Raw genomic sequence first — 25,259 nt, 5'->3', positions numbered from 1 at the left:
CTTCGCTATACAATTCGTGTTCGCGAGCGTTCAGTAAACAGGAAGCGCTTGGATCGCCGCGTCAATGCCCCCAAGGGACTTGCCGCCGCCGCGCCGGGCTAGCCGTCAAGGCGATCCGGCGTGAAGCTGATCACGCCCTGGCGTTCCAGCTCGGTCAGGATCTGATCGATCTGGCTGCGCAGCTCCAGCATGCAGTTCGGGGTCAGGATCAGATAGCCGGACTTGACCTTGTGCTCCTCGCCCGCCTCGTCGGCGACGTTGGCTGCAAAGGCGAGCCGCGCCACCCCGGACTGGAAGCCGAGCCCCGCCATGGCGTCGCCGAAGATCATCGGCAGGTCGAACTCAGGCAATCCGGGCGGGCTGGGCATGGGGCCTGATCGCATGATTCCCAGTCCTGCGGCCAAGGCGCACACGACGGCTTGAATTTGCGCAAAACTACACAACGTCTATTCTTCGTTTCTTCGCGGAGGATCCTCCCCATGACCACCCTCGTCTTCGTCGCCCTCGCCCGCACCGCCCCGGCCGGCGGCTACAGCGCCAGTTTCCCCGACCTGCCCGGCCTCGCCGTCGAGGGCGCCGACATCGCCGCCCTGGTCGTCGCCGCCCGCGAGGCGGTGCTGAAGGAACTGCAGCGCCTGGCCGACGACGGTCACGACTGGCCCAAGCCCACCGCGCTCGAAGCCGTCGCGGCCGAGGCCGGGGTGATTCCGTTCCTGGTCGACGTCGCGGTCGAGGACACGCCGGTGCGGGTGAACATCTCGATCGGCGAGCGGCTGCTGAAACGTATCGACCAGGCCGCCGAGACCCGCGGCATGAGTCGCTCGGGCTTCATCGCCTCGGCTGCGCGCACCGCCCTCGGCGAAAAGATCGGCGCCGGGACGGGCGCGGACTTCGACGCCATCGCCCGCAAGCTGCAGGACGAGTGGTCGGTGCTCGGCCGCAAGATCACCGACAGCCTCGGCCCGGACTCGACGTTCAACCGCAGCGTCAACGATTTCGACGCCAAGCTGACCGACACCATCCGCAAGACCGCCGACAACATTTCGGCGGCCATGGCGCGCCGCAAGGAGGCCGAAGCCCGCAAGGACGAGGCCCCCAGGGATGAGGCGAGCCAACGCGCCGACGCGGCGATCTAGTCCGACATGGCGGCAGGTACGATCGCGACGACCGCGTCGCCAGACGCACAGAAGCTGCGCGACCTGAAGCGCATGCAAGCCATCGCCACCGGGCTCCTGGTGGCGATGGCGATCGTCTTCGTCGCCGCCAGCCGAGGCGACGACTACTGGCCGTGGCTCGCCTATGTCCGCGCCTTCGCCGAGGCCGCAATGGTCGGGGCCTGCGCCGACTGGTTCGCGGTGACCGCGATCTTCCGCCGCCCCCTGGGCCTGCCGATCCCCCACACCGGCATCATTCCGCGCAACAAGGACCGCATCGGCCAGGCGCTGGGCGGCTTCATCGCCGACAACTTCCTGACCGTCGACGTGCTCGACAGCCGTTTGAAGCAGATCGAGGTCGCGCGCTGGGGCGGCGAGTGGCTGCGCCAGCCGCGCCACGCGCGGCGACTGGCCAAACGGCTGTCCGGCCTCGTTCCCACCATCCTGAAGGTGCTGCCGCGCGACATGCTGCGCGAGACCGCCGGCTCGGCGGCGAGCGCCGCGATCCGCGCCGTGCCGGCCGCCCCGACCGCCTCCAAGCTGCTGGCCGCCTTCTGGAACGAAGGCCGCTCCCAGGCCGCCTTCGATTGGTGCCTCGACAAGCTGGCCGCCTACCTCGAAGCCAACGAAGCGACCATCCAGGAAAAGGTCGAGGCCAAGTCCTGGAAGTGGATGCCCAGGTTCATCGACAAGATGATCGCCCAGAAGGTCACCACGGGCCTCGGCGAACTGCTGGTCGAGATGCGCGCGCCCGACCATCCCTGGCGCCAGGAGCTCAAGGCCTGGATCGAGAGCTTCATCGACCGCCTGGCCCATGATCCCGAGTTGATCGCCAAGGGTGAAGACCTGAAGGCCAAGCTGCTGGCCGATCCGGCCCTGCGCGAGCAGGCGGCCGGCGTCTGGCGCGACATCGAACAGCGGCTGGTCGACGGCGACGGCGCGGGCCTGACCGAGCGGCTCGAGCAGATGCTGCTGGCCCTGGGCGAGTGGCTGCACACCGAGCAGACCGCCCAGGCGCGGCTCAACGAATGGGCCCGGATCCTGGCCCGCCAGGTCATCGCCCCGCGCCGCCACGAGATCGGCGGCTTCGTCGCCCAGGTGGTGGCCAGTTGGGACACCAAGGGCGTGGTCGACAAGCTCGAGCTGCAGGTCGGCAAGGACCTGCAGTTCATCCGCGTCAACGGCACGCTTGTAGGCGGGCTGGTGGGCCTGGCGATCTTTTCTGCGAGCCGCGCCTTCGGACTCCAGTAGCGCCGTTCTCCCGCCCGCGCTTAGATGCGCCACCACGCGGAGAACTCGACATGGCCCAGTTCAAGGTGACCCCTCTGACCCCGACCATCGGGGCGCTGATCGAAGGCGTCGACCTCGCCCAGCCGGTCAGCGACGACCTGCTGCAGGCGATCCGCCAGGCGTTCCTCAAGCACCAGGTGGTGTTCTTCGAGGATCAGCACATCACCCCGGTCCAGCACCGCGACTTCGCCGCCCGCTTCGGCGCGCTGCACACCCACCCGCTCTATCCGGGGGTGCCCGAGGCGCCAGAGCTGTTCATCCTGGACAATCACAAGGACAACCCGACCGACAACGACAGCTGGCACACCGACGTCACCTTCATCGAGACCCCGCCGATGGCCTCGATCCTCTACGCCAGGCGCCTGCCGCCGTCGGGGGGCGACACCATCTGGTCGAACATGAAGGCGGCCTACGAGGCGCTGTCGCCGGCCTTCCGCGAGTTCCTGGCCAGCCTCGACGCCGTGCACGACTTCGCCCGCGGCTTCCCCACCCGCGGGATCGTCGCCAACGCCGCGGGCGAGGACAAGCACGCCAAGGCCGCCGCCGAGCACCCGCCGGTGCTGCATCCGGTGATCCGCACCCATCCGGAGACCGGCGAGGACGGCCTGTTCGTCAACTTCGGCTTCACCGAGCGGATCAAGGGCCTGCGCCGCAAGGAGAGCGACGCGATCCTGAACATGCTGTTCGAGCACATCCAGAAGCCGGAGTTCCTGGTCCGCTGGCGCTGGAGCCCCAACGCCATCGCCTTCTGGGACAACCGCGTGACCCAGCACTATGCGGTCAACGACTACCTGCCCCACCGGCGGATCATGAACCGGGCCACCGTGCTGGGCGACCGGCCCTATCACCGCTCGCGGCTGCCGGCCGGGGTCAAGGCCGCGGCCGAATAGGCCCTAGCGCCAGTCGAGCAGCCCGAGCTTGCACATCCAGACGATGGACATGCCGAGCAGCTGCTGACGGTTCTGCGGGAACGGCGCGACCAGCTCGCGGACGCTCAGTTCGCCCTCTGCGATCAGCCGCGTCAGCATGGCCACGCTCTCATCATGCGACGCCCTGGCCCCGGACGCGTAGTCGTCCAGCCGAATGGTCTTGGTGCGTTCGAGGTCGGCCAGGGTGATCCCGGGCCGGGCGACGACACGGGTTCCGGCGCCCAGCACCGAGGTCGCGAACCTCGCGAACGCGCCATAGGGCTCGGTCTTGGTCGGATTGCGCGTGTACTTCAGCTCTTCGGGCTGCGCGGCGAGCCGGATGGCCTCGAGCTCAGTGAGAAGTTCCTGCAAGCCCGCGACGACAACCTTCCAGTCGAAGGTTTCGCGAATGCGACGACGGCCGGCCTCGCGCATCTTGGCGCGCAGCTCCGGTGAGGCGATCAGATCGGCGATCCGCGCCGCCGCATCGCCCACATTGATCGCCGTGTGCTGGGCCACCGAGCCGACATAGGCCTGATAGGTCAGGCCCATGTGGAGATGGCGGTTCAGCAATCCCTGCCCCGCGCCGCGCGGCCCGCCCAGCGAGCGGACCAGGAACCCGTCGATCCCGTCGCGGATCGTGAAGCGATAGCCATCCCAGTCGCTGGCCACCACCGGCATGCCGGCAGCCATCGCCTCCAGCGGCGTGATCCCGAAGGTCTCCTGGATGTTGTCCACCAGCGACAGGAATATGTCGCCCGCCGCCCACATCCTGCCGACCAGGTCGCTATCGTTGCCGTTCAGGTAGTGGACGCTGACCGACGGTGCATAGGCCTGGACCGTCTCCTGGTACATCTCGCGGTGGAGCGCGGGGTCCGGGAACCAGCCGACCAGCGCGAAGTGCACCTTGACGCCGCTCGCCCGCGCCGCCTCTTCCGCCGCCCGGAACATCGGCTGCGGAAAGGCCTTTTCGAAGAAGGACAGCCGCCCGACCCACATCACCACGATGTCGTCGGGTCCGACGCCCATTTCCTCACGGGTCGCGGCGCGAACGTCGGGGCGGTCGGCCAGGGCGGCGAAGGCCGAGCCCTCCACGCCCAGCGGCAGCAACGGCAGGTGCGGGCGGATCTGCTTGGTTCCGCCGTAGCGGTCGGCCAGGTAGCCGGTCCACTCGTCGAACATCTCGACCAGCGACTCCTGCACCACCGGCGAGGTGCAGATCAGCGCGTCCCAGGGCTGCATCGGCGCCACCGCCGCCTTGGCGATCATCTCGCGCATCGCCGGCGGCGCCAGGGTGTGGACCATGCCCACCAGGCTGTAGGCGTTCTCGAGCCCGACCTGCCGGCGCAGCCAGGCCATGTCGGTCAACTCCGGCACCCCGCGCACGAGCGCGCCGGCGTCCTTGGCCGGGCCCAGGTCCAGCAAGTGGGTGGTCGTGACCTGCGGCCGTGCGACCTCGCCCGGGGTCAGGCCCATGACCAGGTCCGCCGGCGACACCTGCGCCCCCGTCAGGAAGTCGACCCGGTCGACGTCGGCATAGCGCAACACCGCCTTGAACAGCTCGACATTGGCGACGTCCTTGCCGAACGGGTTGTGCTTCGGCCGCACGCCGGCGGACGGATGGTAAAGCGCGATACTGCGTGCCAAGGCGGAGATCCGTGTCGTCTGAAGAGCTTCGCGTCAGGCCAGCTTGAAGCCGTAGCGGGTCAGGTAGGGGAAGTCGGCGATCGAGGTCGGGCGCGGCTCCCCCGGAACCACGCGCCGCATCTCCCACTCCGGTTGGGCCATTTCGCGCGGAACGGCAAGAATGTTCACATCGCCGCGCAGCTTCGCCGGCGAGGCGCCCCGATGGGGGTGGATGGTCACAAAGGGCGCAAAAAACCAGTAGATCTCGTAGTTCGCCTGGCGGAACACGTCGATCACCGACCAGGTTTCAGGCGTGTCGTCGCCGCTCTCCACCAGCCAGACCGGCCGCACCTCCCGCAGTACGCGTCCGGCCCCCATCAGCACGGACGGCTCGTAGCCCTCCACGTCAATCTTGATGACCGTCGTCGTCGGCGGGGTGATGGCGTCGAGAGTCGTCATCCGGACGACTTCCTCAGCGAACTTACCGGCCAGATGAAAGCCAGAGACGCCGAGGTTGCCAGGCTGACCCAACGGGATCATCGGAAAGCGGGCCAGCCGCTCGGTCTCGCCGATGGCCGCGTGCACGGTGGAGACATTGTAGAGGCCGTTGTTTAGCGCGTTGGCCGCCAGGACATTGGCGAACCCGCGATTGGCCTCGACCGCGATCACCAGCTTTGCGGCCTTGGCCAGCGGCAGGGCGATCGACCCTATATTCGCGCCGACGTCGATATAGACGCCGCCGTCCACCAGCGATTGGATCAGCTCGACCTCGACCCGCGCAAACTCGCCATTGTCACGCAGGCACTGGCTCACGCCGCTATCATTGGCCGGGACCAGCAGCTTCAAGCCGTACGCTTCCGTCTGCACCAACATGGCGAGCGCTTCCCAGAACCGCGATGGAAAGTCTGTCGCACGAGCAAGTGCGGCCGCCAAGCGGCCTTCGCTTCACCGGTCGCTGCGCCGGAACGTCACCACCAGGACGTCGCGATAGGCCGGGCGCGTCGGATCGACCGGCTCGATCGCCGTCACGCCGTGAAACACCCTGTGGTCGTCGATGAACACCGCGTCCAGCGGCTCCAGCAGGGTGAAGCTGCCCAGGGCGCCGCCGGACGGATCGAAGATGTCGGTGACGCCGGCCGCGACGTTCTCGCGGGCCGCCAGCATGACCAGCACCCAGTCCACGCCATCGCGGTGCGCGCCCTCCGGCGTCGGGCGCCCCGCCTCGCCGGCCCGCGCCTCGATACGGAACTGGTGCATCTCGGTTCGCCACGGAAACCCCGCTTCCGGCCCGGCCACGGCCCCGAACACGTCCAGCGAGGCGTCGAGGATGGCGCGGGTCAGCGGCAGGTCGCAGACCTGCGGCGTGATCGGCTCGAACCAGCGCTCGACCCCGCCGTTCAGCCGGTTGTAATCCAGGCTCTGGAAGTGCGGCTGATGGGCCAGGCGCTCGATACGGCCGGGCCGCGCCTCCAGCGTCGCATACCGCCGCCGCCGATAGCGGCCGCCGTCGGCCATGTACTCGTCCACGGCCAGGTCGTTCCAGCTCGCCGCATACCCGGCCCAGTCGGCCAACGGCGCCTCGCCCAACAGGCGGCGCATCTGCGACCCGCGCACCCGCGCGAACCCGTCCCTGGCCACCTGCAGTCTGATCTCGTCGAGCAATGGCGCGCTCCTTCGGCGCACCGCAGCTATGCCGTTCCGGGCGACATTCAAGTCCGATCGCGTATCACGCGGGGCGTTTATTCACTGGGCCTGTTCGAAGGTCTGGGCGTTGAGCTGCAGGGTGCACGCCGCGCCCGCCCAGACGCCCGCGAACGCCGCCCAGCCCAACACCGCCCGTCCGACCTTCCGCCATCACCGCCTCGCCGATCTGTTCGTCGAGCCTGCTAGCCAGCACCCGGCGCGCGCGCCTCCGCCATTCGAAGGAAACAGCGTGATCGGCCCCGAGGTCAGCGCCGACCGCAGGACGCCTGCGGCTACCCGCCCGGATGCAGACCCGGCGCTTCCTGGCCCGTGCGGGCGACATACTCCGCATAGCCGCCGCCGTACTGATGGACGCCCTGAGGCGTCAGTTCCAGCACGCGGTTCGACAGCGCCGCCAGAAAGTGGCGGTCGTGCGAGACGAACAGCATGGTGCCCTCGAAGTCCGCGAGGGCCGCGACCAGCATCTCCTTGGTCGCCATGTCGAGGTGGTTGGTCGGCTCGTCGAGCACCAGCAGGTTCGGCGGATCGAACAGCATCTTGGCCATGACCAGACGCGCCTTCTCGCCGCCGGACAGAACGCGGCACGGCTTGTCGACATCGTCGCCGGAGAAGCCGAAGCATCCCGCCAGGGTGCGCAGCGCGCCCTGGCCGGCTTGCGGAAAGGAACCGTCCAGCGACTCGAAGATCGTCTCCTCGCCGTCCAACAGGTCCATGGAGTGCTGCGCGAAGTAGCCCATCTTGACGCTGGCCCCGATGCTCACCGTGCCCTGATCGGGCGCGGCGGCGCCGGCCACCAGTTTGAGCAGTGTCGACTTGCCGGCGCCGTTGGCGCCCAGAACGCACCAGCGTTCCTTGCGCCGCACCAGGAAATCGAGTCCCTCATAGATCGGCTGGGCGCCGTAGCCCTTGTGGATGTTGCGCAGCGCGACCACGTCGTCGCCCGACCGCGGCGGGCTCTGGAATTCGAACTGGACCGACTGGCGGCGGCGCGGAGCCTCGACGCGTTCGATCTTGTCGAGCTTCTTGACCCGGCTCTGCACCTGGGCGGCGTGCGAGGCGCGCGCCTTGAACTTCTCGATGAACTTGATTTCCTTGGCCAGCATGGCCTGCTGGCGCTCGTACTGCGCCTGGCGCTGCTGCTCGCCCAGGGCGCGCTGCTGTTCATAGAAGTCGAGATCGCCCGAATAGGTGGTCAGAGAGCCGGCGTCGATCTCCACCACCTTGCCGATGATGCGGTTCATGAAGGCGCGGTCGTGCGAGGTCATCAGCAGCGCGCCGTCATAGTTCTTGAGGAAGGCCTCAAGCCAGATCAGGCTTTCCAGGTCGAGGTGGTTGCTGGGTTCGTCCAGCAGCATGCCGTCCGGCCGCATCAGCAGGATGCGAGCCAGCGCGACGCGCATCTTCCAGCCGCCGGACAGCAGGCCGACGTCGCTGTCCATGCGCTCCTGGCTGAAGCTCAAGCCCGCCAGCACCTCGCGCGCCCGCGCGTCCAGCGCATAGCCGTCCAGTTCCTCGAAACGCTCCTGCACCTCGCCATAGCGTTCGATGATGGCGTCCATCTTGTCGGCCTGGTCCGGATCGACCATGGCGGCCTCGAGCTGGGCCATTTCCGCGGCCAGCGCGCTGACCGGACCGACGCCGTCCATCACCGCGGCGACGGCGCTCTGGCCCGACATCTCGCCGACGTCCTGGCTGAAATAGCCGATGGTCATTCCCGGATCGATCGCCACCAGCCCGTCGTCGGGTTGCTCCTGACCGGTGATCATGCGGAACAGCGTCGTCTTGCCGGCGCCGTTCGGGCCGACCAGCCCGACCTTCTCGCCCTTCTGGATGCCCATCGACGCTTCGATGAACAGGATCTGGTGGCCGTTCTGCTTGGAGATGTTGTCGAGGCGGATCATGGGGCGGCCTGCTAACGCGGCCGAGGCGAGAACGCCAGTCCTCTGGCCGCCGCACCCCCGGGCGAGGCCCCACGCAGCCTCAAACTCAACACTGAGTGTTCGCCGCATGCGCTAGCGACGCCGCCCAGCCGGAAGCAGGCGGGCGCGGCGCCGCGGGGACCAGGGGAATTTCCGCCGGGCCACCCCTCACGGGTAGGATTTTGATTTCATTGGGAAGAAATGGCGCGCCCGGAACGATCTTGCCGAGGGGTAGTCTGGTAGCTCGGGCTATCGGGCTCGTCGGAGGGCATGAGGCGACCGCTGGATGATGGTTTCGGCCATCATCTGACGAGTCGTTGGGATCAGGCGGTGACGGTCTCCTGACGGTCTTCCTTCATCGTCTCCATGGACCGTTTCACACGTTGGACGGTGGCTGTGGAGACGCCAGTAGCGGCGGCGACGGCACGGATCGAGTGACCGTCCTTCAAGGCTCGTTCGACCTTCTCGACACGGCTGACGGCCATGGGCGGGCGACCGATGCGGACGCCTTTCACACGACAGCGGTCATGGGCGGCCTTGATCCTCGACGTGATGATGGCGCGTTCAAACTCGGCGAAGACGCCGAGCATCTGGAAGAGCATGCGGCCAGACGGGGTCGAGGTGTCGATGGCCTGCTGGTGCGCAACAACAAGGGGGCGTATGGCCTCCTTGTTTCATTGGGAGGGCCTCATGGCTTCGTTTGAAGAGTTTAAGGCGTCCAAGACGGGAGAGGGTGTCGGCGCGATCCTTTTCGACCACAACTGGCAGGTCGAGATGGTGTGTCTGGCCAAGCACGGCCTGCCGCCTGCTCAGGCTGTCGGCGCAGAGATCGCGGCCAAGGTTGGTGCGCTCGATGATACGGAGAAGCAGCACGTTGGCCGCTGGATCAGGGACATTCTCGCTGAGAAGGGTTGGAAACCAGTGACCAAGGGCGCCCGCGTGGCGCCGGGCAATCTGTTCTCGCGCGCGGCCCTTTATGGTCGGATCGAAGGGGAGGTGCGCTAATGGCGAAGTCGTGGACGCTCGACGAATTGAAGGCGATGACCGTTCACCAGCGGGCCGAGCTTTACAAGAACGCCTGTCGGCTCGCGCACACGCCGCAAGGGGCAACCCTGAAGGCTCTCATCGAAGAGGCCGGGTTGCCGTTCTCCAATGATGCTGCGCTCACCTTGGACGATCCTCTGACGCTGCGGATGTATGAAGTGATCAACTCCAAGCCCGGTCGCGAGGCGGCGGTGACGGCGACCAAAGCGGGCCTTCCGGCCATGGCGGGCATAGACCCACTGTTGCAGGCCGAACTCGGGGTGGACTACGGCCCGCACAATCAGGGCACAAACACCGCTGGGTATCTGGTCGGCGGCCAGAAGCCCCTTCCCGATCACTGCGTCGCCAAGACCGCAGCCATGTGGGCGTAGGGCCACTCCATGGACGCCAGCCAGACCAGAACCATCGTCGCCCGCGACCTGCTTGCCGCCGTGGGCGAGGTGATGTTGCGCTGGGGATATCTTGAGAGCGCGATGCTGAAGGCACTGGACGGATCAACACGCACGCCCGTCGTCCAGCGGTGGTTGGCGGTGGCCGAGCCTGACGCGGAGCTTGTCGATGGGATCAAGGACGCCGCCGCCATTCGGCATCTGCTTGCTCATGGGCTCTGCGAGATTCAAGCTCGGCCTCGGCGTGGCGGCGAAGCTGAAGTCGTCTGCCGCGATCCTGCCGACGCTCTGGTGCGGATCACATTCGGACGGCTTCGAGAGGTCGCCCTGAACCTCGACCGGCTGAGGCTGCACATCGATGCCGCTAACCGCGCCTAAGGCCCATTCACCGATGCCAAGCCGGGATCGGTTCGCAGGCTATGCCATCATGGTCAGCGTCATGGTCGTCCCAGTAGCCCGGCTCTCCGCGACGGGCGGGAGTGGCTCCGACCAGTCGGGCGGCTGAGCAGTTCGGAGCGGCGAGCAGATGGCGGACGCGATCCTTGATCGACATGTCCACCATGGCCGGATCGGCCAGATGGTTCTGGGGCAGCATCAGCACGAAGCCGATTGCGCCGATCACCATGATGCTGACCAGCACTGCCGAGACAGACGGTCGCCATCGGCGCCGGTAGCGTCGGGGCGTGACGGCTTTGAAGCGGGCATTGATCTGCTTCAGCCGAAGTTCTTTGGCGGTCGGCGGCATCGGCTTCAGCCTATGGGCCGACGATGAACCGCCCGTTGATTCCCGGCCTGACCGCACGCTGAGTCAAGTGTTCGCCAAGATGAGGTTGTCCACGATCTTCATGGCAGAGGTGTCGAACAATCCCTGCCGCTCCATGAAGCGGCGCGTGCGCTCATCGGTCGGAGCGACGTGGAAGAACCGCTCATGAAGCTCTCGATATAGACGCCATTCGTAATCGGGTTGGGTCTTTCGACGATACTCGTGAATGGTCTTCACGCCGAAGAACGACAGCGTGTATTCGCGGTCGATGGGCGCGCAAAGACACGGCAGCAAGTGCAGCAGGACCTTTGAGCGCGATACGATCTGGCTACCGTCTTGTGTCGCGCGGGCTTGGATGGCCCGGAAGGCCCGCTCAAGCTGTTGCCACTGGTCGCCGGTGAGCGGGAGGCCAGCCCTCCATAGTCCCTTCAAGTCAGGCCAAGCTGATTGCAGACTCGCGGCAAAGGTCTGGAAGTCGGGCATGCGCGTAGCGCTCGCGCCCATACGGTGCATTCCCCAAGCCGGGAGAACAGCGAAGATGGCCTTGAACAAGCTCTCTGGCGGGTCCTCGGGGGGCGAAACAAGCGATTGCCGAGCCTCTACTGCCCAGCGATGGAGATCGACGCTGGGACCGCTGAATAATCCGGTCGCTTGATCAATCATCTCCTGTGTCGTCCCGCCCAACAGGGTGAGCTTCTCCGCGTAGACATCGGGCGAGATGATCATGACCTCGTTTAATCCTCCCGTCACATGGCCGGAGGCAAGTGTTCATACCGTAGTCGGGGCTCCAAATGGCCCTATCGGCACCAATGACAGACGGGGGATGTAGTTTGGAAATCGAAGTGCTCACAGGGCCGCCGGGATGCGGAAAGAGCACGGCCATGCGGCTCGATGCGATCCAAACACCGGGCCTCTATTTCTTCGCACTCCCCACCATCGCTCTGATCCGCGAGCAGGCAAACGCGCTTCGGGTCGATGCCCAGAGGCTAAACATCCCGCTTGAGGTGATCGAGGCTGACTCGAAGGCTCGTGGTTCAGGATCAGTCCAGAAGCGCCTCGATGACGCCGCCGCGAGGATAGCTGCGGACAACGTTCGGCACGCCGTCGTGCTTACGACACACGAGTCCATGATGGGGTGTGACCTTTCGGCCTTTGCGGGCTGGCACGCGCGCATCGACGAGGCGCCGAACGCGGTCCAGAGCGGCACGGTCAAGGTGCCTGCCTCGGTCACCCTACTGGAAAAGGCCTTCTCGCTTCAGCCCGTTGGCGAAACCGGGTGGGCCGAAGTCCAACTGACAATGCCGTTTTCAGGCTGGCGAGCGCTTGGTGACGATGACCTGTTGAAGCCGCTCGCTGAATTCATGAAGCAAGCGCAGCGATCCCATGGGGTGTTTGTAGACACGCTCGAATGGTCGAAGTCATTCGGTTGGTGCTCAGTTTGGCTACCAACGTCGCTCATCCTTCGGTGAGCATGCTGACCGACACGACGCAGCGAACCTGCTCGCCGAGCCTGCCTTTTTTCCCCACGGTGTTCATGACCTCCCGAAGGAGGGTGGAGTCGTCGATGTTCTCCCCGGCGCGGATGTCGCCGGTGCGCTGGACCATCTCCTGACGGAACCGCTCGATCTCGTCGGCGGCCATTTCCTTGAAGTCCTTGTCGAGGGCGTCGCCGCTTTCAAGCTGCTCACTGTCGATCAGGATCGTGTTTGGGCGCGGCAGCCGATTGCCGAACTCGTCGTAGTTCCGGAACAGCGCTAAGCGCCCGTTCTCCAGCGTGGTCGTGCCGTCATCATTCTCACGATGGAAGCCGGAAATGTATTGGTAGACGAGTTGACTGGTCGCGGTGTTGTTGCACACCACGATGAACACCGGCGGGACGCCAACGCCCTCTGCATCCCAAAGCTCGTAGGTCTTGGCGTAGTGACCGTAGAGCGCCTCCAGCGCCGTGCAGAGTTCCGGCGGTAGGCGTAGCGGATCGAGTTTCTTGGAGCCCGAGCCGCGCCCCTTCTTCGGCATGTCCTTGCCGATGTGTTCCCAGAGATTGCGGAACTTCGGCGTGTCGCCGCCGGGCACATTGTCGGCGACCGGCACGCGGGGCAGTTTCACGATCCCGCATTCGATGGCGTCCATCAGCGAGAAGTCGCACATGGTCCACGGGAAGAGCGTGCCCTCGATGTAGCCGGAGCCACGCAGGAAGAACGGCGTCGCAGAGAGGTCGTAAACCATCGAGACGCCCAGCTTCTTCTTCACCGTCTCAAGGCCAGTGATCCACATACGCGCGGCTTCGTTCGCCTGCTTGGCTTCGTCCTTTTCGTCGCCTGTGAGATCGGCTTCGGTTTCGCCGGAGGCGTCCTTGATGCGCTCGCGGTAGCAGTGGTGGGCTTCGTCGTTCAGCACGACGATGTTCTTCATGCCCATGAGGTCAGGCATGACGCGCTGGAGCATCTGGCCCTCGGTTTCGAGGGTCTCCAGCTTCTCCTTGCGCCAGCCTTCCAGCGCTGTCCGCGTTCCCGCCGCGACCTTGGCGCGCTCGCGCAGCTTGAAGGCGTGGTAGTTGGTGATGACGATCTTGGCCCGGTCGATGTCGGCCAGCATGTCGGGTGGAACGATCTCGCGACTGCGGTAGTAGCTCTCCTGATCGTTCGGCAGCAGCACGCGCAGGCGGTCGCGGATCGTGATGCCGGGCGCCACGATCAGGAAGCCGCGCGAGAAGGTCTTGCTGTTCGGATGGCGGACGGCGTTCACGGTCTGCCACGCGATCAGCATGGCCATGACGGTCGTCTTTCCGGCGCCTGTCGCGAGCTTCAGCGCAAGGCGCATCAGGTTTGGATTGGCCTGCGCGTTGGCGCCTTTGATGTGGTCCCAGAACTTGGCGCCTCGCGCCCCCAGCTTCGGCGCGACCTCGGTCAACCAGATGACGGTTTCGACGGCTTCGACCTGACAGAAGAAAGGGCGAACGCCCTGAAAGTCATGATGACGCCAGTGCTTGAGCAGGCGCTCCGTCTCAGGCGTGACGAGCCACTGCTCCGGGTTCGGCAGCTTCCGCCACTGGTCCACATAGGTGCGGACCTCGTTGATAATCGGGGTCGGATTGTATTCCTGCTCGACCGACGACAGGTCGTCGCCCGCGTCGAACGTCATCTCCATCTGCGCAGCCGACTTCCGCTTCCGCTTCTTCGGCTTGGGAACCGGAGTGATCAGGTCCGAGCGGCGACGGCTCTCGACGAGCACGCCGGTCGGCTGCCCATCGTCATCCAACTCCCAATGGCAGGCAGGCTGCTCATATGGCGAGTTCAGAATCGGACGCTCAAAGAACTGCTGCGCCACCGCGCATCCCCCCACATTACGTGTCCCCAGAGACTTTCTATCACGGAGGTTGCAGTGGGGAACCGCCGATTGGGCGCGCGTGAGGGTGTGCGACCGGTTCTGACGTAGCGTCCCTATGTTCGATGGCTGGTCTCAGGTCGCGCGGGTGGATCGCGCCGCTGCGCCGATATGAAATGTGAACCCCTCGGAGCCCAAAGTTGTGCCCCAGAAAGTGAGACCGGCCCGCGATGAAGTCACCCAAGTCCGTAGCGAAGCTGGAAGACCTCGGGCGGGTGCGGCTCTCCCCCAACTTCTTTATGCGCGATTTCCTCTACAGCGAGATCGCGAACCTGAACGGGTTGCCCAACATCCCCGACGATCCCGATCTCGCCATCGCAGCGGGCACACGCCTCTGCGAAGAATTGCTTGAGCCACTGAACGCCACATTCGGACGGATCGCGATCCGTTCTGCCTACCGCTCTTCCTTGGTGAATGGGTTTGGAAATGCGAACGGGCATCCTTGCGCGAGCAACGAGGCCAACTACGCCAGCCACATTTGGGATCGCCGTGACGCGGACGGTCGCATGGGGGCGACGGCGTGCGTCGTCGTTCCGTGGTTCGCGGACCGCTACGAGTCTGACCGAGATTGGCGACCGATGGCGTGGTGGGTTCACGACCACCTTCCCTATTCGCGCATGGAGTTCTATCCGATCCGCGCCGCCTTCAACCTGACATGGCGTGAAGAGCCCGAGAGACGGATCGATAGCTACGCCAGCCCGCGAGGCTGCCTGACGAAACCCAGCATGGACAATCATGCGGGCGATCATTCCGTATCCTATCCCGGCTTCCCGGCTCAGAAGCGTAGCTGGGCGCCAACATGACCGTCGTCGTGAACTGGAACTTCGAGCGGCGGGGGCCGAACAGCCGTCAGGCCGCAACGATGATGGATCGCATCGCCACAGAGCGCCCCGATGTCGTTTGCCTCACGGAAGCCCATGAGGGCTCGACGACTGTCTTGGGCGGCCACGAGATAGCGGCCCGAGGCGCAACATGGTCGTTCAATCGTCGCGAAAGCGAGCGACTGGTGGTGCTCTGGAGTTCGCAGCCATGGCGCGATGTGGATGTGGCAGGCAACGACGGCACCGCCACCGGCGGATATATCTCAGGCGTGGCTGATACCACGAATGGGCCGATCCGGGTGGTCGGAATCTGCGCACCGCACCACGCGGCATCACAGGTCGGGGTCGCCGAAAAGGCGCGCATGTGGAGTGAACAGATCGCGTTCTGGGACGGGCTCGCCACGCTGCTCAGCGCCCGAGATCGACGGACGCCGACCATCATGCTCGGCGACTTCAACCAGTATGTGCCCCGCATCTGGGGCTCAAAGGCGGCCCATGCTGCGTTGGTGTCCGCCTTGGGTGACCTACGCGTCGCTACAGATGGACCGATCTGCGAAATCGATGAGCCGACTATCGATCACGTCGTCCATTCCGCCGATCTGGCGCCACAGGTCCTACATGGCCTCAGCCGGTTTGATGATGATGGCCGCGCACTCAGCGATCACTTCGGCGTTGTGATGCGCCTCACCCCCACTGGCTGACCGATCTGCATAAATACCGACATGACGAACGTCGGTATCGATTTCTACCCCATCCTCGCCCGGCGTGGTCTGACCACAAGCCTGCGCGACTATTCCAGCTACTACCTCGGAATGGCGGCAAATTACGCTTGTTTGCGGGGCGACCGTCCTCCGTCAGAGCGCGCCCTCATCCATCTCTTCCGCCGCCTATGTGAAGAGCGACGCTACATTCTCGCGCTGCGGGTGGCGTGCGTGATCCTGTGGGGCGACCGCTCGGACAGCAGCGGGTAGGGCGCCTCGCTCAGGGCGCATATGTCTCGTAAGACTTTAGACGGCAGATCGGCGGCGGTTCGGAATAGTTGCCGTAGACCCGCTCCCGCGCAGACGTGTGAGGCTCGTAGGTCAGGTCGAGAAGGAGCTCATACCTCCCGACCGTGGATGAGGTGCATTCGAACCGAACATCCTCCACACGAACGTCGAGGTCATTCGCGAAGTCCACGATCTGAACGCCCTCGCCGTCTGGCGCGGACACACGGTAGTCCAGCCCGCTGACTGGGCCATCGACCTTCACGATGCTGAGCGGCGGCGGGGTCGCGGGACCTGTGAACGCGCCCCAAGCCAGCACGAGAACGACGAGGGTCATCGCGCCCTCAATCGAGCGTGTGATGAACCCTTTCGGCAGCAGCACCGCGAGGACCGTCGCCTTCGCGAGCGTGCGCAGGAAGGCATAGTCCCGTTCGATAGATGAGCATTGGCCCGCCATGTTAGGTGCGACTATACCGCATCGGGTTACCTTCGCGGTCAGATGGCTGCTGACGAAGCAGTCTGGAGCGGCGTCATGGGCGCACCACGAGGTTCAGAGGTTCTCCAGCGCAACCCTTGTGGATTTCGCAGGCGCGGACCGGAATGATCCGGCCATTGCGCAGGCGCCGTTCGTGGCCAACCCGTTCGTGAGGACGTTTCGGGCTGCCGAGGCCAGTGGCCTGCGCGACGAACCCGAGGCGGCGAATGCGGGTCAACTGTAGGACCCGCGTTGGCGGAACAAGCGCCGCTCCCGAGAGGCGGCGGCGCTTGTTTGCATGCGAGACTGTTGCTCGGTCCGGAGTTGCCTCGACGACAAGCGGATTGGCGAGCAAGTAGGTGGCGTCGAACACGAGCGCCTCCCACTGTCCGCGCTCGCGATCCATGCTGAGCCACGGGGTCTCAGGAGCCTTCGCGTAGAACCAAACCCGATCTGACCCGGATTCCAATAGGTATGTCAGTTCGTCGAGGTCGATGCTGTCGGCCTCGCTGCCCTTGAGCCCCATTGTGCGGTTGATGATGACCCTCCGGCCCCATGCATCGGGCGAGGCATCTCGGAGGCAGCTTGGCATCTGCATGCTCTTCCGAGGGCGCATCTCACCCGGCGCAAGTGGCAATTCCGGTTCGTAGATCGAGATCGCGTCGTTTCGAGCGAGGTAGCTCCGGCCATAGTTGAATACCAGCCGACCATCCGGCTGTCGCGCGATACGGCCCGCGACGACAGGCTCTACTTTGCCGGGCAGCCAGAACCAGACGTAGGCCTCGTCGTGGTGAGGTTCAGAAGTCATCCTTCACCGCCGTGCGCGCCTTATGGATGGCCTTTGGCAGGAGGCGCAGCTTCGCTTCCTGCTCAGCTATGCGCAGAGTCAACTTGTCGCGGTCCTCCTCAAACAGAGTCACGCCGACGATTGAAGCCGCTTCAAAGGCCGCACCTATGGTGCAGCGTGGATCGCCAGACTCGATCCGCCTCAACATGTCTCTTGAGACGCCAACGCGTTCCGCCAAATCGGCGACGCTCAATTGGCGCTCCAACCGATTGATGCGAATTTGCTGCCCAAGCACGCTAACAGCTTCTCTCCCGTAGCGGGAGTATGTGCGGGCGATCCTTGCCATGGTAGCCGGGCCTCTGAACGATCCACGTGACTTACATATAAGCCATAATCAGAAATATGGCTTAGAGATAAGTTAGCTCTACGCAATCCATGGCCACGACCAAGGTGGCAGCTAACGAGCGCCGCCATGACAACCCCACCACCCGCACGACCTACCGCAAGAGGTAGCGCGTCCTATTCGACACTGTCGAAGTTGTGCAGATGGGAGAGGTCGAGTTGAGGATACCGCACACGACTGATTGCCTCGAAGAGCGTCGCGACCCTGTAGCCACTCCCGTAGGCGTCAGAGACAGAGGCCGACGATCCGCCTCCACCCGGAGCCGACCAGCCACCCAGCGCGAGCGCAATGTCCCTTTCGACCCGAGCTTCTCGGAGCGCATCACGGAAGTTGTGCCGAAAGCTGTGAAAGCAGGTCTTACTCGACCGCGCTTTGACCTTCCCTGTGAACCGCGTGAACCAAGCGGAGAAGGTCGTCGAGCGGTAGCCGGTCGCGCCGAGTCCGACCTCCCCAAAGAGCTTGGCCTCGCCTGCACGCCTTCGTCGCGCAGCGAAATCCACGAACTTGAGGGCGACAAGCTCGGGATGGATGGGCACCACTCGTTCGCTCGATGCGGTCTTGAGCCGCTTGTCAGTCTCGCGCGCCTCTGAAGCCTCCGTAACCACGAAGCACGGCACTTCCTCGATCAGCCTCACATCGCCGACATCCAGTTGGCACGCCTCGTTCAGACGTAGCCCGTTGAAGAGTGAGATCAGAGGTATCCAAAAGCGCGCATTGCGTGGACGGCAGTCACCGGGAACGGCGTAGCCGTGTCCGTCATCCCGACACCCGGTGTAGAGCGGCGCGGCGAAAATGGACCGAAGCTGAGTGTCGGAGAACGGTAGACGCTTATCCCGCCTCAGAGTGGCGTCGGGCACCTTCAGACCCTTGGCTGGGTTGCGGTCCATCATCTCCTCCTTGACCGCCCAGTTGAACACACCGCCCACCTTGTTGAGGTAGGTGTTGATGTTGCTCGGGCTCACGAGGTCGGTGCGCTCGGCCTCCTTCGCGCGCGCCGCGATCTCGACGGGGTTTAGGCGCGGATAGCGCGTCAGCGCATTGCGCGGCAGCCAGCGCAGAGTCTCGATCAGGGTTCGGCAATGAGCCCGGCTGATCGACCGAACAGGCGTGTTCTCTCCCATGATCGCCAGAACCAGCTTTCGAGTGGTCTCGTAGGAGAGCCGAGTTCGAGGCGACCAGTCCCGCGTCGGGTCAGACATGTAGAGGTCGTAGAGTTCTCGAAGCGAGAGGTCGGGCGCCATTTCCGCGAGCGGGATCGGCACAAGCCCCCGGCGGTCGTTCTCGCTCCCAACGGAAGGAGCCTGAACAAGCCCTGCAAGAATCCTCTGGTCGGCGCTCAGACCGGCGCGCACGCGAGCCGCTTCGAACTCACGCTCAATCGTCGCGGCTACACTGTGGGACCGTCGCAGGGCGACCGTTGGGCTGTCCGTGCCCAGCGATTTCCAGATTTCGCGCCTCCCGACGACCGCCTGAAGAGCCTCTGGAACGCGGCGCCGGTAGTAGATGCGACCGCCCCGGCGAACGAGATGGCGTCGAACAATGTGTAGACTGTTTGTGTAACAGCCAACTGACCGTTTTCCTGAGCCTTTCCCGATGGTTGGGGCGATTTCAGGCGCCTGATTGTGTAGCAGGTTTGTGTAGCAATCGTCCGCGCACGGTTCCCTCAACGGTGAAACCGCAGTGTTTTCAACGATGGTGGGGAAAATGGCGCGCCCGGAACGATTCGAACGTCCGACCCTCAGATTCGTAGTCTGATGCTCTATCCAGCTGAGCTACGGGCGCGCAGTGCCTTTCGGCGAAGGCGCGGAACCTAGTCGGGGAGGCTCCGGTTGGCAAGCCGGGGCGAGAGGAAAATTTCGCCCCGGCCGATTTTCTTTTTCAGAGCCCCGGCAGACGGCCGCCGAGCCCCTTCAAGATCGCTCCGCCGACCCCAGGCACGCCGAAGGGCGACTTGCCCTGCTGGCCGCCCTGGCCGCCGCGCGCGACGCCGGCGTCGTCGTCGTCGCCCATGCCCGGCATCTCCATGCCCAGCATCGCGCCGGTCTGGGACTTGTAGCGGACCTTGACCGTCCAATCGATGTTCCAGGCCACCTTCGGATCGGCCGGTCGCGGCGGATAGGAGATGTTGGTCTCGCCGCCATAGGCGGCCAGTTGCACCATCGCCTGGGGCGCGGCCTTGGTGAACTCGACCGGGATCGTGCAGCTGGTCGTGCCGGGCGCCATCAGCGCCCGCGAAGCGACCAGCCGCTTGAGGTCGGCCGACGACAGGTAGTCCGGCAGGGCGAAAGCCGAGGCCTGCACCTCGCTCGAGGACCACATCACGATGGTCTCGTCGCCCGACGCGCCGATGGCGGTCGCCAGATAGCCCTCGGCGTTGTTCACCGCGTTCCAGGCCAGCTGGCCCGAGCCGCTGGGGTTCATCAGGTTCTTGGTCAGGTTCAGCGGCCCGAGGAAATCCTGCTGGGCGGCGAGGGCGAACTTGATCTCGGGCGTGTAGCTGCCGCGGATCAAGTGGTCGCCGACCAGAGAACCGCCCCCCGGCACCGCGGTGCGGGTCTTCTCGTTCGGCCATTCGCCATAGGTGGTGTTGCGGCTGGGCGACGGCGGCTGCATCGGCGAGCCGAGCTGCGCGGCCAGGGCCTGCATGCCGGGCGGAACCTGGCCGGCGGCGACCTTGGCGAAGTCGATGACGATCGGCTGGCCGGCCTTGGCGTGTTCGCCGCAGCCCCAGTAGATCAGCATCTTGCCCTTGGGCTTGTAGTTCTCGGGCATGCGGCCGTCTTCGCGCGGCGGGGCCACGGCGGTCTTCGGCGTCAGCAGCGGCAGGCTCTGGCCCGCCTGCAGGGCCGCCGGCGGCAGGTGCTCGGCGGCCGGTTCGCCGGTCGGCTTGCGCGAGGACCCGAGCTGCAGGGTCAGGGTCTTGGAGACGTTGCCGCCGCCGCCGCCCATCATCGCACCCATCATGGCGCCCATGGACGGCCGTCCGCCGCCCCCGCCGCCCATCGCCCCGAACCCGGTCTGGGTCTGGGCGCTCATCCAGTAGGTGGCGACCGGGCCGGTCACCTGCTGCTTGGTTTGCGCGTCGGCCGCACCGGCCATCAGGCCGGCGCCAGCGACCAGCGCCGTCGTTCTCACCCACTGCATGGGCAGGTCTCCATTCAGAACTCTAAGAACGCGGGTCTCTAAACTGTATGCGCAGCTGCAGCGTTCTCCAAATCGCCGAACAGTCCCAGGCGAGCGACGAAAGCGCCGAACCCGTCAGACGGGCAGATCGCGCCAGCCGCGCACGCCCGACCAGGGGGCGGCGGCATAGACCCCGCGGGCCGTCGCGCGGGCCAGGACGTCGGCCGCCAGCGCCCCGATCCGGGCCACCGCAAAGTCGGCGCCCTCGGCCGGCAGCGGCCGGCGCGCGGTCGACAGCGCGAACACCACGTCGCCGTCGAACGGCGCGTGCACCGGGCGGATGGCGCGGGCCAGCCCGTCCTGGGCCATGATCGCCACCCGCCGCGCCTGGGCCGGGGTCAGGGCGACATCGGTGGCCACGCAGGCGATGGTGGTGTTCATCCGCGCCTTGGGGTCGGATTTGGCCAGGCCCCAGTCGTCGGGCCCGGCCGCCAGGCCCGCGGCCCCCAGGCCGCCGAACTCGCCGGCCAGTTCATAGGGCGCGGCCCAGAACGACCTGCCGCCCGGCGCGACGACCGACCCGAACGAGTTGACGCAGACCAGCGCCCCGACCGTGATCCCGTCGGCGCTGACGATCGAGGCCGATCCGGTCCCGCCCTTCAGCGCCCCGGCCATCGCGCCATAGCCCGCGCCGGCGGTGCCGAGGTCGACGTCGAGAGCCGCGGCGAGCACCGCCTCGCGGCCGAGCCGGCGATAGGGCGGCTCCTCGCCCCAGGCCTTGTCGCCGCCGTTGCTCAGGTCGTAGAGGATCGCGCCGGGCACCACCGGCGAGCGCGGCACGCCGCTCGAGCTGACCAGCCCGTAGCCGCGCCCCTGCGCCCCTAGCCAGGCCACCACCCCGTCGGCCGCCGCCAGGCCGTAGACCGAACCGCCCGACAGCACGATGGCGTCCACCGCGTCGACCAGGTTCTCCGGGGCCAGGGCGTCGGTCTCACGGGTGCCGGGGCCGCCGCCGCGCACGTCGCAGCCGGCGACGGCGCGCTCATCCGGCAGAATGACGCTGACCCCCGTACGGGCGGCCGCGTCGCTCGCCTGGCCGACCTTCAGGCCCGGCACGTCGGTGATCAGGTTGCGCGCGCCCGGCGCGGCGGAAGGCATCTGGCTCATAATCGGCATCGAAAGCACGGCGGCGCATTTGTTGTCCACGCGCGGATGGCTATGGTGGCGCTCTCCTCCCCTCCGCCTCCGACGGGTTCTACGTGCTTCAGCTCCAGCGTTTCGCCGCCCTCCCTCTCGCCCTAGCCCTGGCCGCCTGCGCCACCACCGCGACGAAAGAGGCGCCGGCCCCGGCCCCCGCAGCCAGCGCGGCGGGCCCGAAGGTCATGGTCACGGCCGCCAATCCGCTGGCGGTGGAGGCGGGGCTGAACGTGCTGCGCCAGGGCGGCTCGGCGGTGGACGCCGCGGTGGCCGTGCAGGCGGTGCTGAGCCTGGTCGAACCCCAGAGTTCGGGCGTCGGCGGCGGCGCGTTCATGACCTTCTACGACGCCCAGACGAAGAAGGTGGTCGCCTATAACGGCCGCGAAACCGCCCCGGCCGGCGCCACCGAAACCATGTTCCTGGACAGCTCGGGCAAGCCCCTCACCTATCCGGTCGCAGTGACCAGCGGCAAGGCGACCGGCGTGCCCGGCGCGGTGGCCATGCTGGCCATGGCCCAGGCCCAGCACGGCAAGCTGGCCTGGAAGGACCTGTTCGGCGACGCCGAGCGGCTGGCCGCCGACGGCTTCGTGGTCAGCCCGCGCCTGGCCGGCATGATCTCCAGTCCGTTCCCGCAAGCCGGCACGCCCGACGCCAAGGCCTACTTCACCAAGCCCGACGGCCAGCGCTACCAGGCCGGCGACGTGCTGAAGAACCCGGCCTACGCCGCCACCGTCCGCAAGATCGCCGCCGAGGGCCCCAAGGCGCTGCTGGAGGGCTCGATCGCCGAAGCCATTGTGGCCAAGGTGCACGAAGGGCCGCTGCCCGGGACCATCACCCTGGCCGACCTCAAGGCCTACAAGCCCAAGGTCGACGACGCGGTCTGCCGCCCCTATCGCGTCTATGTCGTCTGCGTGCCCAACGCCCCGTCCAGCGGCGCGGCGCTGTTGGAGGCTCTCGGCATCCTGTCGCACACCGACATCGCCGACCGCGGCCCGACCGACCCGCAGGCCTGGTTCCTGTTCGCCCAGGCCAGCCGCCTGATGTACGCCGACCGCGACCGCTACTTCGGCGACCCGGACTTCACCCCGGTTCCGATCGAGGGCCTGCTGGAAGAGAGCTACGTCGCCAAGCGCGCGACTCTGATCGGCGACGTCGCCGGTCCGGCGCCGGCCCCCGGGACGCCGCGCGGCGCCGGCGCCCTGGCCCCCGACGCCACCAAGGAGCCGGGCGGCACCTCGCACTTCGTGATCGTCGACGCCGACGGCGACGTGGTCTCGATGACCACGACGGTGGAGAGCATCTTCGGCACCGGCCGCATGGTCGGCGGCTTCTTCCTGAACAACCAGCTGACCGATTTCTCCTGGGCCCCGGCCAACGCCGACGGGACCAAGGCGGCCAACGCCGTGGCGCCGGGCAAGCGGCCGCGTTCGTCGATGGCCCCGACCATCGTGCTCGACCGGCAGGGGCGCTTTGTGGCGGCCATCGGCTCGCCGGGCGGCAACTCGATCCTGGCCTACAACCTCAAGGCCCTGGTCGGCATTCTGGATTGGAAGCTGAGCGTGCAGGACGCCTTCAACCAGCCCAACCTGATCGCCCGCGGCGACAACTTCGCCTCCGAGCCCGCCCGCTACGCGCCTGGCGTCGTCGACGCCCTGGCGGCCAAGGGGATCGTGTTCAAGGGCAGCGGCGGCGAAGGCTCTGGCCTGCACGGCGTCATGGTCACCCCGCAAGGCCTGCAGGGCGGCGCCGACGACCGCCGCGAGGGCGTGGCGAAGGGCTTCTAGCTCTCGGGGCTCTTGCTGCGCCGGCGCTTCGGGGCCGGCGCGCGGGTCGGAGCGCCCGGCAGCCGCAGCTCGAACACTGTGCCCTGCGGCCCGGTCTCGGCCAGCGACAGGTCGCCGCCGTGGCCCTGGGCCAGCTCGCGGGCGATGGCCAGGCCCAGGCCCGCCCCACCCGGCCGGGTCGAGCCGGCGAACGGCTGGAACAGCCGCTCGCGCGCCCGCTCTGACACGCCCGGACCGTTGTCGGCCAGACGGATGACGCTGACCCCGTCCTCATCGAACAGCGAGACCTGCACCGCGCCCTGGCTCTCGCGCCCCGCCTGCTGCTCGATCGCCTGGCGGGCGTTGCGCATCAGGTTGACCAGGATCCGGTGCAGTTGGTCCGGATCGGCCACCACCTGGTCGGCGGGGTCGACCAGCGAGATCATCCGTACGCCGTCCGGCGACAGGCGCGCCTCCTCCTCTGCGCCCTCCAGCACCTCGGCCAGGCGCAGCGCGCGCACGTCGGGCGCAGCTTCTTCGGTCTTGCCGTAGGCCAGCACGTCGCTGGCCAGCTTCACGGCCCGGTCCAGGGCCCGCTCCAGGCGCGGCATGGCCTGGGTCACCTGCGGGTCCTTCAGCGCCGCCAGCCGTTCCGAGGCGATCTGGGCGCTGGTCAGCATGTTGCGCAGATCGTGGTTGATCTTGGCGACCGCCTCGCCCAGCGCGGCCAGGCGGGCCCGCGAGCTGAGCGCGGCGCGCAGCTCCTCCTGCATGCGCTCCAGCTGCACCTCGGCGCGGCCGACTTCGTCGCGGCGGCCCGAGGGCTCGATGTGCGCGGCGGTGTCCTCGGGATCGGCGGCGAACCGTTCCATCGACCGGGTGATCCGCTGCATCGGACGGACCAGGAAGTAGTTGAGCGACAGGTAAACCAGCCCGCCCGCCAGGAACGAGACGAAACCCATGATCGCCAGCAGCCGCCAGAGATAGGCGCTGAGCTCGGCCTTCAGCTCGGCGTCGGGCGCGACCACCTCGATGAACTGGGCCTTGTAGAACCGCGGCTCGGCGATCACCCGCACCATCCGCCCCTCGCCGCCCCCGAACAGGGTCTGGAACGGCGCCGACAGCCAGGAGGCCGGCGCCTGGTCGCGCAGGTCGACCAGATAGGGCGGCTCCTCCAGCCGCGGCCCGGGCACCTTGAGGAACCGGTTGCCGTCGTTGTCGAGCACCGCAACCGTCTGTACGCCCGCGCCTTCGCGCAACTGCGAGGCGAGGTTCTCGCTGAGAATCTGGTCGGGGGCGACCTCGGTGGCCATCGAGGCCAGTTCCGCGGCCCGCACCCGGTCGAGCAGCCACTGCTCCTCGAACGAGGCGAGCGCCGCCGGCAGGGCGATGGCGCTGGCGCCGGCGACGAACAGGACGGTCAGAATCAGCAGACGTGCGGACAGGCCGCCCGGCCAGAAAAAGCGGCGCGTGGGCGGCTTTTTGGGCGCCGAAGGAGAGGGGGCGTCCGCCATGACGACTCC

The 25,259-nt window shown here is 66.6% G+C and carries 27 protein-coding genes, 1 tRNA gene and 1 pseudogene; 11 read left to right on the top strand and 18 right to left on the bottom strand.

Going from position 1 to position 25,259, the window contains the following annotated elements; all coding sequences use genetic code 11:
- Window positions 1-98: 98 nt before the first annotated feature.
- The gene (locus OUA97_RS07565) at window positions 99-383 is read right to left on the bottom strand and encodes a hypothetical protein (protein WP_267231220.1); all 285 of its coding nucleotides are present in this window, start codon (window positions 381-383) and stop codon (window positions 99-101) included.
- 96 nt (window positions 384-479) lie between these two features.
- On the opposite strand from OUA97_RS07565, the gene OUA97_RS07560 reads away from it, so the two are divergent.
- From OUA97_RS07560 to tauD, 3 genes are read left to right on the top strand one after another with little or no spacing between them, the layout of a single operon-like run.
- Window positions 480-1,136: a type II toxin-antitoxin system HicB family antitoxin gene (locus OUA97_RS07560; protein WP_267231219.1), complete on the top strand. Its 657-nt coding sequence runs from the start codon at window positions 480-482 to the stop codon at window positions 1,134-1,136.
- A 6-nt stretch (window positions 1,137-1,142) separates the two neighbouring features.
- Complete coding sequence (locus OUA97_RS07555) at window positions 1,143-2,405, top strand: DUF445 domain-containing protein (protein ID WP_267231218.1); 1,263 nt, start codon at window positions 1,143-1,145, stop codon at window positions 2,403-2,405.
- A gap of 50 nt (window positions 2,406-2,455) precedes the next feature.
- Complete coding sequence (gene tauD, locus OUA97_RS07550; protein WP_267231217.1) at window positions 2,456-3,334, top strand: taurine dioxygenase; 879 nt, start codon at window positions 2,456-2,458, stop codon at window positions 3,332-3,334.
- Window positions 3,335-3,337: 3 nt separating this feature from the next.
- Here tauD and OUA97_RS23360 read toward each other — a convergent pair whose 3' ends face one another.
- The 5 genes from OUA97_RS23360 to OUA97_RS07525 form a co-directional block, all read right to left on the bottom strand.
- Window positions 3,338-4,999, bottom strand: a complete 1,662-nt coding sequence (locus OUA97_RS23360; RefSeq protein ID WP_323690564.1) for a glycosyltransferase family 4 protein — start codon at window positions 4,997-4,999, stop codon at window positions 3,338-3,340.
- Between the two features lie 33 nt (window positions 5,000-5,032).
- A complete protein-coding gene (locus tag OUA97_RS07540; protein ID WP_267231216.1) occupies window positions 5,033-5,851 on the bottom strand; it encodes an FkbM family methyltransferase in 819 nt (272 codons plus the stop codon).
- A 72-nt stretch (window positions 5,852-5,923) separates the two neighbouring features.
- Window positions 5,924-6,640: a 2OG-Fe dioxygenase family protein gene (locus OUA97_RS07535; protein ID WP_323690562.1), complete on the bottom strand. Its 717-nt coding sequence runs from the start codon at window positions 6,638-6,640 to the stop codon at window positions 5,924-5,926.
- Between the two features lie 314 nt (window positions 6,641-6,954).
- Window positions 6,955-8,583 (bottom strand): ABC-F family ATP-binding cassette domain-containing protein, encoded by a 1,629-nt coding sequence (locus OUA97_RS07530; RefSeq protein WP_267231215.1) that lies wholly within the window; start codon window positions 8,581-8,583, stop codon window positions 6,955-6,957.
- A 341-nt stretch (window positions 8,584-8,924) separates the two neighbouring features.
- Window positions 8,925-9,263, bottom strand: a complete 339-nt coding sequence (locus OUA97_RS07525; RefSeq protein ID WP_267231276.1) for a recombinase family protein — start codon at window positions 9,261-9,263, stop codon at window positions 8,925-8,927.
- Between the two features lie 28 nt (window positions 9,264-9,291).
- Between OUA97_RS07525 and OUA97_RS07520 the strand changes: the two genes are divergently transcribed.
- Genes OUA97_RS07520 through OUA97_RS07510 form a run of 3 tightly spaced genes read left to right on the top strand, consistent with a single transcriptional unit; the run spans window position 9,292 to window position 10,412 of the window.
- A complete protein-coding gene (locus OUA97_RS07520) occupies window positions 9,292-9,606 on the top strand; it encodes a hypothetical protein (protein ID WP_267231214.1) in 315 nt (104 codons plus the stop codon).
- Window positions 9,606-10,016, top strand: a complete 411-nt coding sequence (locus OUA97_RS07515; protein ID WP_267231212.1) for a hypothetical protein — start codon at window positions 9,606-9,608, stop codon at window positions 10,014-10,016. Before OUA97_RS07520 ends, OUA97_RS07515 begins: the two co-directional genes overlap by 1 nt.
- Before the next feature lie 9 nt (window positions 10,017-10,025).
- A complete protein-coding gene (locus tag OUA97_RS07510) occupies window positions 10,026-10,412 on the top strand; it encodes a hypothetical protein (RefSeq protein WP_267231211.1) in 387 nt (128 codons plus the stop codon).
- A gap of 7 nt (window positions 10,413-10,419) precedes the next feature.
- Here OUA97_RS07510 and OUA97_RS07505 read toward each other — a convergent pair whose 3' ends face one another.
- Together OUA97_RS07505 and OUA97_RS07500 are read right to left on the bottom strand one after the other, a co-directional pair.
- Window positions 10,420-10,779, bottom strand: a complete 360-nt coding sequence (locus tag OUA97_RS07505) for an excalibur calcium-binding domain-containing protein (RefSeq protein ID WP_267231210.1) — start codon at window positions 10,777-10,779, stop codon at window positions 10,420-10,422.
- A gap of 63 nt (window positions 10,780-10,842) precedes the next feature.
- Window positions 10,843-11,523: a hypothetical protein gene (locus tag OUA97_RS07500; RefSeq protein WP_267231209.1), complete on the bottom strand. Its 681-nt coding sequence runs from the start codon at window positions 11,521-11,523 to the stop codon at window positions 10,843-10,845.
- Between the two features lie 104 nt (window positions 11,524-11,627).
- Between OUA97_RS07500 and OUA97_RS07495 the strand changes: the two genes are divergently transcribed.
- Window positions 11,628-12,266: a hypothetical protein gene (locus OUA97_RS07495; protein ID WP_267231208.1), complete on the top strand. Its 639-nt coding sequence runs from the start codon at window positions 11,628-11,630 to the stop codon at window positions 12,264-12,266.
- Here the strand turns inward: OUA97_RS07495 and OUA97_RS07490 are convergent.
- Window positions 12,253-14,124, bottom strand: coding sequence for a BPTD_3080 family restriction endonuclease (locus tag OUA97_RS07490; protein ID WP_267231207.1), 1,872 nt, complete (start codon window positions 14,122-14,124; stop codon window positions 12,253-12,255). The genes OUA97_RS07495 and OUA97_RS07490 overlap by 14 nt on opposite strands.
- Window positions 14,125-14,351: 227 nt before the next feature.
- On the opposite strand from OUA97_RS07490, the gene OUA97_RS07485 reads away from it, so the two are divergent.
- From OUA97_RS07485 to OUA97_RS07475, 3 genes are read left to right on the top strand one after another with little or no spacing between them, the layout of a single operon-like run.
- A complete protein-coding gene (locus OUA97_RS07485; protein ID WP_267231206.1) occupies window positions 14,352-14,984 on the top strand; it encodes a hypothetical protein in 633 nt (210 codons plus the stop codon).
- Window positions 14,981-15,703 (top strand): endonuclease/exonuclease/phosphatase family protein, encoded by a 723-nt coding sequence (locus OUA97_RS07480; RefSeq protein ID WP_267231205.1) that lies wholly within the window; start codon window positions 14,981-14,983, stop codon window positions 15,701-15,703. The genes OUA97_RS07485 and OUA97_RS07480 overlap by 4 nt, the downstream gene beginning before the upstream one ends.
- Window positions 15,704-15,724: 21 nt before the next feature.
- Complete coding sequence (locus OUA97_RS07475) at window positions 15,725-15,973, top strand: hypothetical protein (protein WP_267231204.1); 249 nt, start codon at window positions 15,725-15,727, stop codon at window positions 15,971-15,973.
- Between the two features lie 10 nt (window positions 15,974-15,983).
- Here OUA97_RS07475 and OUA97_RS07470 read toward each other — a convergent pair whose 3' ends face one another.
- The 8 genes and pseudogenes from OUA97_RS07470 to OUA97_RS07440 all read right to left on the bottom strand — a co-directional run bounded on the left by OUA97_RS07470 (window position 15,984) and on the right by OUA97_RS07440 (window position 21,934).
- Window positions 15,984-16,445: a hypothetical protein gene (locus OUA97_RS07470; RefSeq protein ID WP_267231203.1), complete on the bottom strand. Its 462-nt coding sequence runs from the start codon at window positions 16,443-16,445 to the stop codon at window positions 15,984-15,986.
- A 73-nt stretch (window positions 16,446-16,518) separates the two neighbouring features.
- Entirely contained in the window at window positions 16,519-17,271 is a 753-nt protein-coding gene (locus tag OUA97_RS07465) for a HipA N-terminal domain-containing protein (RefSeq protein ID WP_267231202.1), read from the bottom strand.
- On the bottom strand, window positions 17,261-17,596 hold the full coding sequence (locus tag OUA97_RS07460) for a helix-turn-helix transcriptional regulator (RefSeq protein ID WP_267231201.1): 336 nt from the start codon (window positions 17,594-17,596) through the stop codon (window positions 17,261-17,263). The genes OUA97_RS07465 and OUA97_RS07460 overlap by 11 nt, the downstream gene beginning before the upstream one ends.
- Window positions 17,597-17,769: 173 nt before the next feature.
- Window positions 17,770-19,005, bottom strand: a complete 1,236-nt coding sequence (locus OUA97_RS07455) for a site-specific integrase (protein WP_267231200.1) — start codon at window positions 19,003-19,005, stop codon at window positions 17,770-17,772.
- A gap of 12 nt (window positions 19,006-19,017) precedes the next feature.
- Window positions 19,018-19,320, bottom strand: a pseudogene (locus OUA97_RS23415) (DUF6538 domain-containing protein); the annotation flags it as partial.
- Window positions 19,321-19,358: 38 nt separating this feature from the next.
- Window positions 19,359-19,435: transfer RNA gene (locus OUA97_RS07450), tRNA-Arg, on the bottom strand.
- Window positions 19,436-19,531: 96 nt separating this feature from the next.
- Entirely contained in the window at window positions 19,532-20,797 is a 1,266-nt protein-coding gene (locus OUA97_RS07445) for a hypothetical protein (RefSeq protein WP_267231199.1), read from the bottom strand.
- 114 nt (window positions 20,798-20,911) lie between these two features.
- The gene (locus OUA97_RS07440) at window positions 20,912-21,934 is read right to left on the bottom strand and encodes a P1 family peptidase (RefSeq protein WP_267231275.1); all 1,023 of its coding nucleotides are present in this window, start codon (window positions 21,932-21,934) and stop codon (window positions 20,912-20,914) included.
- A gap of 101 nt (window positions 21,935-22,035) precedes the next feature.
- Here OUA97_RS07440 and ggt point away from each other — a divergent pair, with 101 nt between their 5' ends.
- A complete protein-coding gene (gene ggt, locus OUA97_RS07435; protein ID WP_267231198.1) occupies window positions 22,036-23,757 on the top strand; it encodes a gamma-glutamyltransferase in 1,722 nt (573 codons plus the stop codon).
- On the opposite strand, the gene OUA97_RS07430 is transcribed toward ggt, so the two are convergent.
- On the bottom strand, window positions 23,754-25,250 hold the full coding sequence (locus OUA97_RS07430; protein ID WP_267231197.1) for a sensor histidine kinase: 1,497 nt from the start codon (window positions 25,248-25,250) through the stop codon (window positions 23,754-23,756). The genes ggt and OUA97_RS07430 overlap by 4 nt on opposite strands.
- Window positions 25,251-25,259: the final 9 nt, after the last annotated feature.

The sequence above is a fragment of the Phenylobacterium sp. 58.2.17 genome, assembly GCF_026411515.1.
GTDB lineage: Bacteria > Pseudomonadota > Alphaproteobacteria > Caulobacterales > Caulobacteraceae > Phenylobacterium.
This window is presented reverse-complemented; position numbering and strand designations above follow the sequence as displayed.

What these genes read in the sequence shown, in the direction of transcription:
- OUA97_RS07565 (WP_267231220.1), bottom strand. Translation starts at nt 383, where the DNA reads ATGCGATCAGGCCCCATGCCCAGCCCGCCCGGATTGCCTGAGTTCGAC.
- OUA97_RS07560 (WP_267231219.1), top strand. Translation starts at nt 480, where the DNA reads ATGACCACCCTCGTCTTCGTCGCCCTCGCCCGCACCGCCCCGGCCGGC.
- OUA97_RS07555 (WP_267231218.1), top strand. Translation starts at nt 1,143, where the DNA reads ATGGCGGCAGGTACGATCGCGACGACCGCGTCGCCAGACGCACAGAAG.
- tauD (WP_267231217.1), top strand. Translation starts at nt 2,456, where the DNA reads ATGGCCCAGTTCAAGGTGACCCCTCTGACCCCGACCATCGGGGCGCTG.
- OUA97_RS07540 (WP_267231216.1), bottom strand. Translation starts at nt 5,851, where the DNA reads ATGTTGGTGCAGACGGAAGCGTACGGCTTGAAGCTGCTGGTCCCGGCC.
- OUA97_RS07530 (WP_267231215.1), bottom strand. Translation starts at nt 8,583, where the DNA reads ATGATCCGCCTCGACAACATCTCCAAGCAGAACGGCCACCAGATCCTG.
- OUA97_RS07520 (WP_267231214.1), top strand. Translation starts at nt 9,292, where the DNA reads ATGGCTTCGTTTGAAGAGTTTAAGGCGTCCAAGACGGGAGAGGGTGTC.
- OUA97_RS07515 (WP_267231212.1), top strand. Translation starts at nt 9,606, where the DNA reads ATGGCGAAGTCGTGGACGCTCGACGAATTGAAGGCGATGACCGTTCAC.
- OUA97_RS07510 (WP_267231211.1), top strand. Translation starts at nt 10,026, where the DNA reads ATGGACGCCAGCCAGACCAGAACCATCGTCGCCCGCGACCTGCTTGCC.
- OUA97_RS07505 (WP_267231210.1), bottom strand. Translation starts at nt 10,779, where the DNA reads ATGCCGCCGACCGCCAAAGAACTTCGGCTGAAGCAGATCAATGCCCGC.
- OUA97_RS07500 (WP_267231209.1), bottom strand. Translation starts at nt 11,523, where the DNA reads ATGATCATCTCGCCCGATGTCTACGCGGAGAAGCTCACCCTGTTGGGC.
- OUA97_RS07485 (WP_267231206.1), top strand. Translation starts at nt 14,352, where the DNA reads ATGAAGTCACCCAAGTCCGTAGCGAAGCTGGAAGACCTCGGGCGGGTG.
- OUA97_RS07480 (WP_267231205.1), top strand. Translation starts at nt 14,981, where the DNA reads ATGACCGTCGTCGTGAACTGGAACTTCGAGCGGCGGGGGCCGAACAGC.
- OUA97_RS07475 (WP_267231204.1), top strand. Translation starts at nt 15,725, where the DNA reads ATGACGAACGTCGGTATCGATTTCTACCCCATCCTCGCCCGGCGTGGT.
- OUA97_RS07470 (WP_267231203.1), bottom strand. Translation starts at nt 16,445, where the DNA reads ATGGCGGGCCAATGCTCATCTATCGAACGGGACTATGCCTTCCTGCGC.
- OUA97_RS07465 (WP_267231202.1), bottom strand. Translation starts at nt 17,271, where the DNA reads ATGACTTCTGAACCTCACCACGACGAGGCCTACGTCTGGTTCTGGCTG.
- OUA97_RS07460 (WP_267231201.1), bottom strand. Translation starts at nt 17,596, where the DNA reads ATGGCAAGGATCGCCCGCACATACTCCCGCTACGGGAGAGAAGCTGTT.
- OUA97_RS07445 (WP_267231199.1), bottom strand. Translation starts at nt 20,797, where the DNA reads ATGCAGTGGGTGAGAACGACGGCGCTGGTCGCTGGCGCCGGCCTGATG.
- OUA97_RS07440 (WP_267231275.1), bottom strand. Translation starts at nt 21,934, where the DNA reads ATGCCTTCCGCCGCGCCGGGCGCGCGCAACCTGATCACCGACGTGCCG.
- OUA97_RS07430 (WP_267231197.1), bottom strand. Translation starts at nt 25,250, where the DNA reads ATGGCGGACGCCCCCTCTCCTTCGGCGCCCAAAAAGCCGCCCACGCGC.